Consider the following 12,854-nt stretch of genomic DNA (forward strand, 5'->3'; position numbering starts at 1 on the left):
TCGTGACGGATAATCCGAACAAAAAAACGTTCTGGGATAAAATTCACATCGATCCCACGATGTTGCTTATTTTGCTGGCACTGCTGGTTTACAGCTCGCTGGTTATCTGGAGCGCCAGCGGCCAGGATATTGGCATGATGGAGCGTAAGGTCGGCCAAATAGCCATGGGTCTGGTCATCATGGTGGTGATGGCGCAGATCCCTCCCAGGGTCTACGAAGGCTGGGCCCCCTATCTCTATATTGTCTGTATTATTCTGCTGGTAGCGGTAGATGCCTTTGGGGCCATTTCTAAAGGCGCACAGCGCTGGCTGGACCTCGGCATTGTGCGTTTTCAGCCGTCTGAAATTGCTAAAATTGCAGTCCCGCTGATGGTAGCACGCTTTATCAACCGTGATGTTTGTCCGCCGTCGCTGAAGAATACCGCTATCGCGCTGGTGTTGATTTTCATGCCGACGCTGCTGGTCGCCGCGCAACCTGACCTCGGGACCTCTATCCTTGTTGCCCTTTCCGGCCTGTTTGTGCTGTTCCTGTCGGGCTTAAGCTGGCGCTTAATCGGCGTGGCTGTGGTTCTGGTCGCCGCATTTATCCCGATACTGTGGTTCTTCTTGATGCATGATTACCAGCGTCAGCGCGTGATGATGCTTCTCGACCCTGAAACCGACCCACTGGGCGCGGGATATCACATTATTCAGTCTAAAATTGCTATTGGTTCCGGCGGTTTGAGCGGCAAAGGCTGGCTGCACGGTACGCAGTCACAGCTTGAATTTTTACCCGAACGCCACACCGACTTTATCTTTGCGGTGTTAGCCGAAGAGCTTGGGCTAGTAGGGATCTTAATTCTGCTGGCGCTGTACATTTTGCTGATTATGCGTGGGCTATGGATTGCCGCCCGAGCGCAAACCACTTTTGGTCGCGTCATGGCCGGTGGTTTAATGTTGATATTATTCGTTTATGTCTTCGTAAATATTGGTATGGTGAGCGGTATTCTGCCCGTAGTAGGGGTTCCACTCCCGCTGGTCAGTTACGGAGGCTCTGCACTGATTGTGCTGATGGCCGGGTTCGGGATTGTGATGTCGATCCACACCCATAGAAAAATGTTGTCGAAAAGCGTGTAAGGGGTACGCAATGCGTAAGCAGTGGCTTGGAATCTGCATCGCAGCAGGAATGCTCGCGGCGTGTTCGAATGATGATGGTCAGCAACAGGGTGCTGTCGCGCCGCAACCAGCGGTGTGTAATGGTCCGATTGTTGAAATCAGCGGAGCCGATCCGCGTTTTGAACCCCTGAACCCAACGGCTAATCAGGATTACCAGCGTGATGGTAAAAGCTATAAAATTGTTCAGGATCCCTCTCGCTTTAGCCAGGCCGGATTGGCCGCAATCTATGATGCGGAACCCGGCAGCAATTTAACCGCATCCGGTGAGGCATTTGATCCCATGCAGCTCACCGCTGCGCATCCGACATTACCGGTTCCCAGCTACGCCCGAATTACCAACCTGGCAAACGGCAGGATGATCGTCGTACGGATTAACGATCGTGGTCCTTATGGCAACGATCGCGTGATTTCACTTTCACGCGCTGCGGCCGATCGTCTGAACACCTCGAACAATACGAAAGTGCGTATTGATCCGATAATCGTCGCGCAAGACGGTTCGTTGTCAGGCCCCGGTATGGCGTGTACGACGGTCGCAAAACAGACTTACGCCCTGCCGTCTCGTCCTGATTTAAGCGGGGGTAACACTATGCCTTCTGCACCGGACGCAGGCCAGCCGCAAGGCGATATTCGTCCTATCAGTAATTCAACGCTGAAAAGCGATGACGCTACCGGTGCGCCAGTTAACAGCAATGGTTTCCTTGGTGCGCCAACCACGCTCGCCGCAGGCGTGCTCGAAGGCAACGAACCCACACCGGCTCCACAGCCCGTAACAACAGCGCCTGCAACAGTGTCAGCACCGGTATCTGCTCCGGCCGCTGCTACACCCGTTGCTGCAACCAATGGCCGTTATGTCGTTCAGGTGGGTGCCGTCAGCGAGCAGGCCCGTGCGCAGCAGTACCAAAAACGACTGAGCCAGCAGTTTGGCGTGCCGGGCCGCGTGGTACAAAACGGTGCCGTATGGCGTATCCAGATGGGGCCGTTCGCCAGCAAAGCGGAAGCCAGTACATTGCAGCAGCGCCTGCAATCCGAAGCGCAATTACAGTCCTTCATCACCGGCGTGTAGTAACGTAAAGCAGGCACCCGATCTGTCAATTTCTGTCAATGACATTAACAAAGTCATGTGGAAAGTCGGATGCCTGTAAGTTACGCATTTGCTATAGTAGGGCACTTTTTTTACTTTCATCACGGACGTCGTAGTTCAGACCATGAAGACCACTTTTTCCGCTCGTTTCGTGCAGCGCATCGCGCTCACCGCGGCTCTCTGCGCAGCCTCTCTCTCTGCTGCCCATGCCGATGACCTGAATATTAAAACCATGATCCCGGGCGTTCCGCAGATCGACGCGGAGTCCTATATCCTGATTGATTACAATTCAGGAAAGGTTCTGGCCGAACAGAATGCGGACACTCGCCGCGACCCCGCCAGCCTGACCAAAATGATGACCAGCTATGTCATCGGTCAGGCCATGAAAGCCGGGAAATTCAAAGAAACCGATTTGGTCACCGTGGGCAATGACGCGTGGGCTACCGGTAACCCGGTGTTTAAAGGTTCATCGCTGATGTTCCTGAAACCGGGAATGCAGGTTCCCGTTTCACAATTGATCCGTGGTATTAACCTGCAATCCGGCAACGACGCTTGCGTGGCAATGGCTGACTTTGCTGCCGGTAGTCAGGATGCTTTCGTCGGCCTGATGAACAGCTATGTGAATGCGCTGGGACTGAAAAACACCCACTTCCAGACCGTCCACGGTCTGGATGCTGAAGGTCAGTACAGCTCAGCACGTGACATGGCGTTGATTGGTCAGGCGCTGATTCGCGACGTGCCTAACGAATACTCTATCTACCGAGAAAAAGAGTTCACTTTCAACGGCATTCGTCAGTTAAACCGTAACGGCCTGCTGTGGGATAACAGCCTGAATGTTGACGGGATTAAAACCGGTCACACCGATAAAGCGGGCTATAACCTGGTGGCATCCGCAACCGAAGGTCAGATGCGTCTGATCTCTGCCGTCATGGGCGGTCGTACCTATAAAGGTCGTGAAACCGAAAGCAAAAAGCTGCTGACCTGGGGCTTCCGTTTCTTTGAAACCGTGAACCCACTGAAGGTCGGCAAAGAATTTGCCTCTGAACCGGCCTGGTTTGGTAATACCGATCGTGCCTCGTTAGGTGTTGATAAAGATGTCTACCTGACCATTCCGCGCGGCCGTATGAAAGATCTGAAAGCGAGCTATGTGCTGAACACCACTGAACTGCACGCGCCGCTGCAGAAAAACCAGGTTGTCGGCACCATCAATTTCCAGCTCGATGGCAAAACCATTGAACAGCGCCCGCTGGTGGTCCTGCAGGAAATCCCTGAAGGCAACTTCTTTGGTAAAATCATTGATTACATTAAATTAATGTTTCATCACTGGTTTGGCTAAAAATTGAGCACTTGAAAGTGTGATTTACGTCCCCATATACTAGGTATCCAGATAACTCCCACTCAGCGTGGGAGTTATTATTTTTTGATGTAACGCCGGAGCTGACATGAAAACCAAACTTAACGAACTGCTTGAATTCCCTACTCCATTTACTTACAAAGTAATGGGGCAGGCGTTGCCGGAGTTGGTTGATCAGGTGGTTGAAGTGGTACAGCGCCATGCGCCAGGTGATTACTCTCCAACAGTAAAACCGAGCAGCAAAGGCAACTACCACTCGGTCTCTATCACCATCACTGCTACGCACATTGAGCAGGTTGAAACCCTGTACGAAGAATTAGGCAACATCGACATCGTACGTATGGTGCTGTAACAGCCTGTCGGTTACCCGTTGCATTCTGCTCGGGTAACCTCTCTCTCCTTCCCCTGTGATATACTTTCCCCTCTTTATATTCTCTACTCGATGTGAGTATCTACGGAGATACCGTTTTGTATCAGGATAAAATTCTTGTCCGCCAGCTCGGTCTTCAGCCTTACGAGCCCGTCTCTCAGGCCATGCACGAATTCACCGATACCCGCGATGAAAACAGTCATGATGAAATCTGGCTGGTAGAGCATTATCCGGTCTTCACTCAGGGGCAGGCAGGCAAAGCAGAACACGTTCTGGTGCCGGGTGATATCCCCGTTATTCAGAGCGATCGTGGCGGTCAGGTAACGTACCACGGCCCAGGGCAACAGGTGATGTATGTCCTGTTGAACCTCAAACGCCGAAAACTGGGCGTTCGCGAACTGGTCACGTTGCTGGAACTAACCGTGGTAAACACGCTTGCAGAAATGGGTATCGATGCACACCCACGAGCCGATGCGCCAGGCGTTTACGTCGGTGAAAAGAAAATCTGTTCGTTAGGGTTACGGATTCGTAGAGGATGTTCATTCCATGGCTTAGCGCTTAACGTGGATATGGATTTGTCGCCTTTCCTGCGCATCAACCCTTGCGGCTACGCCGGAATGGAGATGGCGAAAGTTTCACAGTGGGACAGTCATGCCACCACCGAAAGCGTTCGTCCTCGTTTGCTGGCAAACATATTAGCGCTACTCGGTAACCCACCACACGAGTACGTCGCAGACTAAAAACGGGGCAGACATTGCCGCAGCATATGTTGTGGCAAATGGCACAAAACAACAACTATTTTACATTTTGCCAGCCTGTCAGGCTGCTTTCTGGCCCGTTTCAATGATATACTGCGTATCACTAATTCAAAAATAGTTGATAAATACAACATTCCCTTGAATTGAAACGCTTTCCTTCGTTATTCGCAACTGGAACACGCAAGCTATGAGTAAACCCATTGTGATGGAACGCGGTGTTAAATACCGCGATGCCGATAAGATGGCTCTTATCCCGGTAAAAAATGTGGCAACAGAGCGTGAAGCCCTGCTGCGTAAACCGGAATGGATGAAAATAAAACTGCCAGCGGACTCCACTCGCATCCAGGGCATCAAAGCGGCAATGCGCAAAAATGGCCTGCACTCTGTCTGCGAAGAAGCGTCCTGCCCTAACCTGGCTGAATGTTTCAATCACGGCACCGCAACCTTTATGATCCTCGGCGCGATTTGTACCCGCCGCTGCCCATTCTGTGACGTTGCCCATGGTCGTCCGGTTGCCCCGGATGTCAACGAACCGTTAAAACTGGCTCAAACTATTGCGGACATGGCGCTGCGCTATGTCGTCATCACCTCCGTTGATCGCGACGATCTGCGCGATGGCGGTGCTCAACACTTTGCGGACTGCATCACAGCTATCCGTGAGAAAAGCCCGTCGATTAAAATCGAAACGCTGGTACCTGACTTCCGTGGTCGAATGGACCGCGCGCTGGATATCCTCACCGCAACGCCGCCAGACGTGTTTAACCACAACCTTGAAAACGTACCGCGTATTTACCGCAATGTACGTCCGGGTGCAGATTACAACTGGTCACTGAAGCTTCTGGAGCGTTTCAAAGAAGCCCATCCGGAGATCCCAACCAAATCAGGTCTGATGGTGGGTCTGGGTGAAACCAACGCGGAAATCATTGAGGTCATGCGTGACCTGCGTCGTCATGGCGTTACCATGCTAACGCTGGGGCAGTATTTACAGCCAAGCCGTCACCATCTGCCGGTTCAGCGCTATGTTAGCCCGGATGAGTTCGATGAAATGAAAGCGGAAGCCATGGCGATGGGCTTTACCCATGCAGCTTGCGGTCCATTTGTACGTTCTTCATATCATGCAGACATGCAGGCAAAAGGGCTGGAAGTGAAGTGATCGCGTAATACTCACTTACATTTCAACAATAAAAAAACCGGCAAATTGCCGGTTTTTTTCATGCAGAGTTTGCAGTACGAGCATCATGCTCCTGACATCACTCTTTATGAGAAAGCTTCTCAGCCTGAACGCTACCATCTGCATCTTTCTTCGCATCGGCATTTTCATCGTTCATCGCTTTCTTGAAGCCTTTAATTGCCGTTCCCAGGTCTCCACCCAGAGTACGCAACTTCTTGGTACCAAACAGCAGAACGACCAGTGCGGCAACCACCAGCAGTTTGGTAATACTAATCTCACCCATAGATACCTTCTTCACTTAAACCAGGCTGCATAAAGCGCCATATTAACCTGAGAATTTTAACGGCCTTTCGACGCGGGCACACAATAGCAATCTGTAACAAGGTGAATCAAGTCTTGTTTAAAAAAACGTCATAATAATTGCGGTGGCGCAAAGCGTCGGTTGCGTAACACCGGAAGTTGCGCCCTGACCTGTCGCACTCGCTCGGCAGAAACCTCAGTAACAATCAGCGCGGGTGTTTCTGCGGCAGCGGCAATCGTCACGCCAAACGGATCGATTATCCGGCTTTGACCAATATTCTTATTGCCACACTCACCGGCAGCAATCAGATAGCAGGTCGCATCCAACGCTCTGGCCGCCAGCAGCGTAGCCCAGTGATGTTCTTTTAGTGCACCGCGTACCCAGGCCGCAGGGAGTACCAGAATATCTGCCCCCTGCAAAGCATGTGCTAATGCCAGCTCAGGGAAACGTAAATCGTAACAGGTCATCAAACCGACTTTAAGACCTTCCACGTCCAACAGCGGCGGTACGACATCGCCTGCATCAACATTACGCGACTCCTGAATCGAAAAAGCATCATAGAGATGTAATTTGGCGTAATGAGCCACAACCTGACCTCTTCGTAGCGCCACCAGCATGTTAAACGCCCGTCCCGGCAGCGAGGGAACATGAATCGTCAGGATCGTTGTCATCTCATTCTGCACGCTTTCTCGCAGTAATCGCGTCAGAAATCCCCCTTCCAGCCATTGAGCAGATTTCACTGACAGGTCAGGGTCAAGATCGTCACGGGCCAGCAACGCTTCGGGTAAGACCAACAATGAGACGCCCTCGCCCGCGGCCTGGGACATCAATGATACGCACGTTTCGGCATTTTTCTCCCATGAGGGACCCACGGCGAATTGCCCTGCAGCAACGAACATACTCCCTCCTGAAAAAACGGTTAGGCTCGCCAATAATGATTATTCAGCGTTACACTCACACTATATACAATCAAATAGCAGGATTATGCAGTGTCACAACTCCTTTTAGCGGTTTTTATTGGCGGTGGTACAGGTAGCGTAGCCAGATGGCTGTTGAGTATGCGATTTAACCCCCTTCATCAAGCGATTCCCTTCGGCACGCTGGCTGCAAACTTAATTGGGGCGTTTATCATTGGTATGGGGCTGGCGTGGTTCAATCGCATGACCCACATTGACCCAATGTGGAAGGTATTGATTACGACAGGCTTTTGCGGCGGGCTGACCACCTTCTCAACATTCTCCGCAGAGGTAGTGTTTTTACTGCAAGACGGACGTTTTGGCTGGGCAATGGTGAACGTACTGATCAATCTGTTGGGGTCTTTTGCGATGACCGCCCTGGCGTTCTGGCTGGTTTCCGCTTCTTCGGCACACTGAAGATAAAAAAACCCGCAATTAAGCGGGTTTTGAATTCTTGCTGTCGTATGCTTACAGAGCGGTTACGTTTGCAGCAGAAGGGCCTTTGGCACCGTTAGTGATTTCGAACTCTACACGCTGACCTTCAGCCAGAGTTTTAAAACCATTGGTCTGGATTGCAGAGAAGTGTACGAACACATCTTTGCTGCCATCTTCCGGAGTAATGAAACCGAATCCTTTGGACTCATTAAACCACTTAACGTTACCTTTAATCTTAGACATCAAAATTACCTTTACATGAAAAATAGACACAAATGCTGTGTCGGGTATCAGTACAACAATTGTGGTGGACTTTGTCCAGTCGAACTTTGCCAAAAAGTGATAAATGTCGCGTTATTTTTGCAGTAACGTTCGTAACCAATTGTTTTTTAATTGTTTATACTTAGCTGTATAACAATACACATCGTTCATCAAAACTGGAAACGCATCCAGGCAAAATAGACATTCCCGTTATTATACGTACCGGGTATGTAGGTCATCTGAAACGTTGCCGGACCATAACCTATCGATGCCAGTGGCAGTATCACCGGCACAGGAATGTAGTTCCAGTTATCACGCGCGGTGAAACCGGCGGTAAAGCCCAGACCAGTATGGAAGTTATCATCGGCCAGCGGGCGCCAGGTTTTTTCCCAGCCATATCCTCCGATGGGTTCCCACTTATTGTAGGAATCCTTAAAGGCCATAATATACAGCCCGTGCCAGTTGCCTTTATCATCCCAACGGGACTGACCAAATCCCGCTCCCCAGGGGCGTTCATTGTAACGATCTGTTTTATCTTTATCGTAGGCAAATCGCGCATGCCAGGTAATGGCGGGCACGTACAGGTCATAATGCTCCGGCTGCTGCCAGGTTTCACTGACATTATCTGTGAAGGTATCAAACCAACCTTTATCTTCAGCTGTGGCCTGTGGAATAACAGCCAACTGAATAAAAACAAATGAAATAAACAGGAAATAGCGCTTCGCGACAATCACAACGTAATTACCATTCTGGGGTTCTGCATTAATTGTAGCAAAGCCATCCTTAATGTTAACTTAACGAAAATGCTTAGGGTTAAAAATCAGAATATTCCCTTCGTATGCGCGTAGTTTATTTCCCTTATATTTCCCGAGCCTTATCTGAAACGGTCATTACTCTATTAATATCAATAAATTGTTCATTTTACATGCAAAAGTTAAATAAATTAACAATTAGAAAACAAAATAAGATCAATTCAATGTCAAATCCCACACAACCACAGACGACTTCACACTTTTTGATTGCAGCATTCCCGGTTCATCCGCTATGTTGAAAAAATGGCTCAGCCATTGGTTTAATCCGTATTTTTATTGATTTCAATCAGCGAGGGTTATCCGTTTATTAGGCACATTCTCTCACCGTTTTATGCTTTTTTTAGTTTTTTTACTTTCTGGGCGTCAATATGACAGGGGAAATAATGTTGACATTTATAGAACTCCTTATCGGAGTTATGGTTATTGTGGGTGTAGCGCGCTACATCATTAAAGGTTATTCAGCGACCGGCGTACTGTTTGTCGGTGGCCTTGTTTTACTGATTATCAGCGCCCTGATGGGTCATAAAGTTTTGCCTGGTAGTGCCGAAAGCACGGGCTACACAGCAACAGACATCGTTGAATACATTAAAATTTTGCTGATGAGCCGCGGTGGCGATCTCGGCATGATGATCATGATGCTGTGTGGTTTTGCCGCCTACATGACGCATATTGGTGCAAACGATATGGTGGTTAAACTGGCTTCCAAACCACTGCAATATATCAACTCACCCTATGTGTTAATGATTGCCGCCTACTTTGTCGCCTGCCTGATGTCACTGGCGGTTTCTTCAGCGACGGGGCTGGGCGTACTGCTGATGGCAACCCTCTTTCCGGTCATGGTTAACGTGGGTATCAGCCGTGGTGCTGCGGCGGCCATTTGCGCCTCCCCTGCCGCCATCATTCTATCCCCCACTTCTGGTGATGTGGTTCTCGCCGCCAAAGCCGCAGAAATGCCGTTGATCGACTTCGCATTTAAAACCACGCTGCCGATTTCCATTGCCGCCATTATCGGCATGGCGATTGCCCACTTTTTCTGGCAGCGCTATCTGGACAAAAAAGAGAACGTTTCTCACGAAATGTTAGACGTGGCCGAAATCACCACCACCGCGCCATCGTTTTACGCCATCCTGCCGTTTACTCCGATTGTCGGGGTTCTCATTTTTGATGGTAAGTGGGGACCGCAACTGCACATCATTACCATTCTGGTGCTGTGCATGCTTATTGCCGCAGTGTTGGAGTTTGTCCGCGGGTTCAATACCCAGAAGGTTTTCTCAGGTCTGGAAGTGGCCTACCGCGGCATGGCTGATGCCTTTGCTAACGTGGTAATGCTGTTAGTTGCCGCCGGAGTTTTCGCCCAGGGTCTGAGCACTATCGGCTTTATTCAGAGCCTGATCTCGATCGCCACCTCGTTTGGCTCCGCAAGCATTATTCTGATGCTGGTGCTGGTTATTCTGACCATGCTGGCAGCAATGACCACCGGCTCCGGTAATGCCCCGTTCTATGCCTTCGTTGAGATGATCCCAAAACTGGCGCACTCTTCAGGCATTAACCCCGCTTACCTCTCCATCCCGATGCTGCAAGCGTCGAACCTGGGGCGTACGATCTCCCCGGTCTCTGGTGTGGTCGTTGCCGTTGCGGGTATGGCGAAGATTTCACCGTTTGAAGTGGTCAAGCGCACGTCTGTGCCGGTGATGGTCGGGCTACTGATTGTCATTATCGCCACGGAAGTGATGGTGCCCGCTACAACCGCCGTGATTGGAGGTTGATAACGAACAAAATGTAGGCCGGATCAGGCGGTTACGCCGCCATCCGGCATTGCAACCGCACGTTGCCGGATGGCGATGCTAAAGCATCTTATCCGGCCTACGTCAGAAATCCGCATTTAGCCGCCGTGGTAAATACGCTGCGGCCGCCCAACTTTCCCGTGAATAATCTCCGCAATAATCAAATGCCGGCTGGCACAGTACTCCAGATAACGCCTGGAGGTTGTGCGGCTGATGGTCAACGCCTGTGCAATGGTCTCCGCAGTATGGTGTACCGTCGGATCAGCGAATAATTTCAGCACCGCATTCAGCGTTAGCGCATCAATACCCGTAGGCAAATCCCCTTTTGGTTCACCCCGCGCATAAGCGTTAAACATTTCATCAATCTGCTTTTGACTGGCACTGTCGTTACCCGCCAGCATGCGTCTGCGCTGCTGATAGCGCGTTAGCGTCTGCCCCAGTCGCTCGTAGGCAATCGGTTTGACCAGATAATCAAACGCCCCGCCGCGCACCGCCTCTGACACCGTATCCATGTCACTGGCAGCCGTAGTAAACACCACGCCGCCAGGGTAGCGTGCCTGAGTCAACTCATGTAGAAGGGTAATGCCCTTACCGTCCGGTAAATAGTTATCGAGAAGAATCAGACCGGGCTTAAAACGCGCGATCATCATCCGCGCCTGCTCCAGGTTCCCCGCCAACCAGATCTGGCTGAAACCGGGTATATGGCGGATATATTCAGCATGCATCTCCGCCAGCAGCGTTTCATCCTCAACGATCAATAGCGTTAATGGTTCCGTCATCGTTTTTTTTCACTTTCGGAAGAAATAGAGAAAATAAAGTGCCGCAGGGGGTGTTATCTTCAAGCGTAATAACCCCATCACAGCGCCTCACATAACTTGCAATCAGATACAAACCGATGCCATGTTCACCTGGTTCATCGGTACGGGTGCTCACACCCTGTTCAAATATTTTTTCACGTAACGCTTCCGGTACGCCGCACCCTTGGTCGGCAACTTCAATGATGACCTCATCCCCTTCATCACTCAGAAACAGTTCAACAACATTATTCCCTTGCTGGGTACGTAAACTGGCCTCAAATGCATTATCAAGCAGATTGCCAACAATTGCTGCAAACTCTGTGCTATCCAGCCCTTCGGGAAGTTGATGAAGTTGACTTCCGGGAACAATCGTCATTTTGAGCCCCAATTCCCGCGCACGCTGGACTTTACCAAACAGCAGACCGGCAACCTGGCGATCGGCAAAGGCACCGCGCAGGTCATCAATCAGCTGCTGCTGGGCTTGGGATTCCCCCTGCACCATCTCAAGCACGCGATCGTATTCTTTCATTTGCAGCAGGCCATTAATGGTCGACATCCAGTTCAGATGTTCATGACGCAGTGTTCTCAGGCTCTCAACATATTGTTTGATTTGTGTCAGCTGGGCATTGAGGGTGGCTATTTCATCTTTGCTACGAAAACTGATAATCGCCCCGAGTAATTCATCGCCGGAACGAATAGCCTCACGGTTGGCGATAACGCTTAGCCCGTTAAAATTCACCATCGCATCCTGACGTTGCTCCGCAATCTGCTGCGTAAAAAAGTCCGACGGATTAACAACCTCATCAATGGGTTTCCCCAACCACTGCCGCCCTGGCGACGGAAGCCCCAGCATTTTTCGCGCACTGCGATTGATAGCAGTTATGCACCCGTCCAGGTCAACGGCAATCAAGCCTTCGTATACCGAGCTAAATAACGCGTCCTGTTGGCGCACCACACGGGCAATTTGTTTGGGCTCCATTCCCAGCATCTGGCGGCGAATATGGGCGGCAAAAAACCAGGAGAGCAGCATCAGTAACAACAGCAGCAGAAGAAACACACCCGCCATCGGCAGTAAAAAATCCGATCGCCAACTGTCGATTTTACTGATCAAATAACCTATCGAAACCACGCCAATAATCTTGCCATCATCATCAAAAATGGGCGTTTTAGCGCGCATTGCCAACCCAATAGATCCCGTCCCGGTAATAAAGTAGCTTTCCCCATTTGCCAACGCACCGGGCTTGGTGAACTGCATTGGGTAGCCAATTTTTTGCGGATTCGGATGGTAGAGACGAATAGAGTTCTCATCACCGATCACCACATAATCGAAATCAGTCCCGCTCTGAAGCTTGTCTGCAATGGTCGCCAGACGCGTGTAATCGCGATGCTTCACCGCAGTGATGATACTGTCGTTAGAGGCGATGATTTTCGCCTGGTTCATTGCCATATCACGGACGTGCGTTGTCAGGTAGTCTTCAAAACTGGCGGTGAAGTATTTCGCCAGCGCGGCGATGATAAAAATGGAAACGACCAGGATCAGCAGGAAAATACGCAATGGAAACGCCAGTCTGCGGAAAAAAGAAAACCGTGTTTTATTTTTATGTTGTGACATAATTTTTC

At 50.4% G+C, this 12,854-nt stretch carries 14 protein-coding genes; 8 read left to right on the plus strand and 6 right to left on the minus strand.

Annotated features, from left to right (window positions below):
- The first annotated feature begins 2 nt into the window (after positions 1 to 2).
- From mrdB to lipA, 6 genes are all read left to right on the plus strand, one after another.
- On the plus strand, positions 3 to 1,115 hold the full coding sequence (gene mrdB / locus IB214_RS17640) for a peptidoglycan glycosyltransferase MrdB (RefSeq protein WP_096757900.1): 1,113 nt from the start codon (positions 3 to 5) through the stop codon (positions 1,113 to 1,115).
- A 10-nt stretch (positions 1,116 to 1,125) separates the two neighbouring features.
- Entirely contained in the window at positions 1,126 to 2,217 is a 1,092-nt protein-coding gene (rlpA, locus tag IB214_RS17645; protein ID WP_117342220.1) for an endolytic peptidoglycan transglycosylase RlpA, read from the plus strand.
- Between the two features lie 142 nt (positions 2,218 to 2,359).
- Entirely contained in the window at positions 2,360 to 3,571 is a 1,212-nt protein-coding gene (gene dacA / locus IB214_RS17650; protein WP_096757902.1) for a D-alanyl-D-alanine carboxypeptidase DacA, read from the plus strand.
- Positions 3,572 to 3,677: 106 nt separating this feature from the next.
- Complete coding sequence (ybeD, locus tag IB214_RS17655) at positions 3,678 to 3,941, plus strand: DUF493 family protein YbeD (protein WP_003022706.1); 264 nt, start codon at positions 3,678 to 3,680, stop codon at positions 3,939 to 3,941.
- A 116-nt stretch (positions 3,942 to 4,057) separates the two neighbouring features.
- Positions 4,058 to 4,699 (plus strand): lipoyl(octanoyl) transferase LipB, encoded by a 642-nt coding sequence (lipB, locus tag IB214_RS17660; protein WP_117342219.1) that lies wholly within the window; start codon positions 4,058 to 4,060, stop codon positions 4,697 to 4,699.
- A gap of 205 nt (positions 4,700 to 4,904) precedes the next feature.
- Complete coding sequence (gene lipA / locus IB214_RS17665; RefSeq protein ID WP_117342218.1) at positions 4,905 to 5,870, plus strand: lipoyl synthase; 966 nt, start codon at positions 4,905 to 4,907, stop codon at positions 5,868 to 5,870.
- A gap of 97 nt (positions 5,871 to 5,967) precedes the next feature.
- On the opposite strand, the gene tatE is transcribed toward lipA, so the two are convergent.
- Together tatE and IB214_RS17675 are read right to left on the minus strand one after the other, a co-directional pair.
- The gene (gene tatE, locus IB214_RS17670; protein WP_045441030.1) at positions 5,968 to 6,171 is read right to left on the minus strand and encodes a twin-arginine translocase subunit TatE; all 204 of its coding nucleotides are present in this window, start codon (positions 6,169 to 6,171) and stop codon (positions 5,968 to 5,970) included.
- A gap of 128 nt (positions 6,172 to 6,299) precedes the next feature.
- Positions 6,300 to 7,088 carry a deaminated glutathione amidase gene (locus IB214_RS17675; RefSeq protein WP_117342217.1) on the minus strand — a complete coding sequence of 263 codons (789 nt, stop codon included), beginning with the start codon at positions 7,086 to 7,088 and terminating at the stop codon, positions 6,300 to 6,302.
- 90 nt (positions 7,089 to 7,178) lie between these two features.
- On the opposite strand from IB214_RS17675, the gene crcB reads away from it, so the two are divergent.
- The gene (crcB, locus tag IB214_RS17680; protein ID WP_096757905.1) at positions 7,179 to 7,562 is read left to right on the plus strand and encodes a fluoride efflux transporter CrcB; all 384 of its coding nucleotides are present in this window, start codon (positions 7,179 to 7,181) and stop codon (positions 7,560 to 7,562) included.
- 51 nt (positions 7,563 to 7,613) lie between these two features.
- Here crcB and cspE read toward each other — a convergent pair whose 3' ends face one another.
- Entirely contained in the window at positions 7,614 to 7,823 is a 210-nt protein-coding gene (cspE, locus tag IB214_RS17685) for a transcription antiterminator/RNA stability regulator CspE (RefSeq protein WP_000034826.1), read from the minus strand.
- 188 nt (positions 7,824 to 8,011) lie between these two features.
- Positions 8,012 to 8,608 carry a lipid IV(A) palmitoyltransferase PagP gene (gene pagP / locus IB214_RS17690; RefSeq protein WP_338031701.1) on the minus strand — a complete coding sequence of 199 codons (597 nt, stop codon included), beginning with the start codon at positions 8,606 to 8,608 and terminating at the stop codon, positions 8,012 to 8,014.
- Positions 8,609 to 9,036: 428 nt separating this feature from the next.
- Here pagP and dcuC point away from each other — a divergent pair, with 428 nt between their 5' ends.
- Positions 9,037 to 10,419, plus strand: a complete 1,383-nt coding sequence (dcuC, locus tag IB214_RS17695) for an anaerobic C4-dicarboxylate transporter DcuC (RefSeq protein WP_096757907.1) — start codon at positions 9,037 to 9,039, stop codon at positions 10,417 to 10,419.
- A gap of 116 nt (positions 10,420 to 10,535) precedes the next feature.
- Here the strand turns inward: dcuC and dpiA are convergent, their stop codons facing one another.
- On the minus strand, positions 10,536 to 11,216 hold the full coding sequence (gene dpiA / locus IB214_RS17700; protein WP_096757908.1) for a two-component response regulator DpiA: 681 nt from the start codon (positions 11,214 to 11,216) through the stop codon (positions 10,536 to 10,538).
- Positions 11,185 to 12,846 (minus strand): sensor histidine kinase DpiB, encoded by a 1,662-nt coding sequence (gene dpiB, locus IB214_RS17705; RefSeq protein WP_117342215.1) that lies wholly within the window; start codon positions 12,844 to 12,846, stop codon positions 11,185 to 11,187. The genes dpiA and dpiB overlap by 32 nt, the downstream gene beginning before the upstream one ends.
- Positions 12,847 to 12,854: the final 8 nt, after the last annotated feature.

This window comes from Citrobacter sp. C1 (genome assembly GCF_014596895.2).
Classification (GTDB): Bacteria; Pseudomonadota; Gammaproteobacteria; order Enterobacterales; family Enterobacteriaceae; genus Citrobacter; species Citrobacter gillenii.

Bases quoted from the DNA above. Each gene is read 5' to 3' on its own strand.
- ybeD (WP_003022706.1), top strand. From the start codon at position 3,678: ATGAAAACCAAACTTAACGAACTGCTTGAATTCCCTACTCCATTTACT.
- dpiB (WP_117342215.1), bottom strand. From the start codon at position 12,846: ATGTCACAACATAAAAATAAAACACGGTTTTCTTTTTTCCGCAGACTG.
- IB214_RS17675 (WP_117342217.1), bottom strand. From the start codon at position 7,088: ATGTTCGTTGCTGCAGGGCAATTCGCCGTGGGTCCCTCATGGGAGAAA.
- dacA (WP_096757902.1), top strand. From the start codon at position 2,360: ATGAAGACCACTTTTTCCGCTCGTTTCGTGCAGCGCATCGCGCTCACC.
- tatE (WP_045441030.1), bottom strand. From the start codon at position 6,171: ATGGGTGAGATTAGTATTACCAAACTGCTGGTGGTTGCCGCACTGGTC.
- lipA (WP_117342218.1), top strand. From the start codon at position 4,905: ATGAGTAAACCCATTGTGATGGAACGCGGTGTTAAATACCGCGATGCC.
- cspE (WP_000034826.1), bottom strand. From the start codon at position 7,823: ATGTCTAAGATTAAAGGTAACGTTAAGTGGTTTAATGAGTCCAAAGGA.
- rlpA (WP_117342220.1), top strand. From the start codon at position 1,126: ATGCGTAAGCAGTGGCTTGGAATCTGCATCGCAGCAGGAATGCTCGCG.
- dpiA (WP_096757908.1), bottom strand. From the start codon at position 11,216: ATGACGGAACCATTAACGCTATTGATCGTTGAGGATGAAACGCTGCTG.
- dcuC (WP_096757907.1), top strand. From the start codon at position 9,037: ATGTTGACATTTATAGAACTCCTTATCGGAGTTATGGTTATTGTGGGT.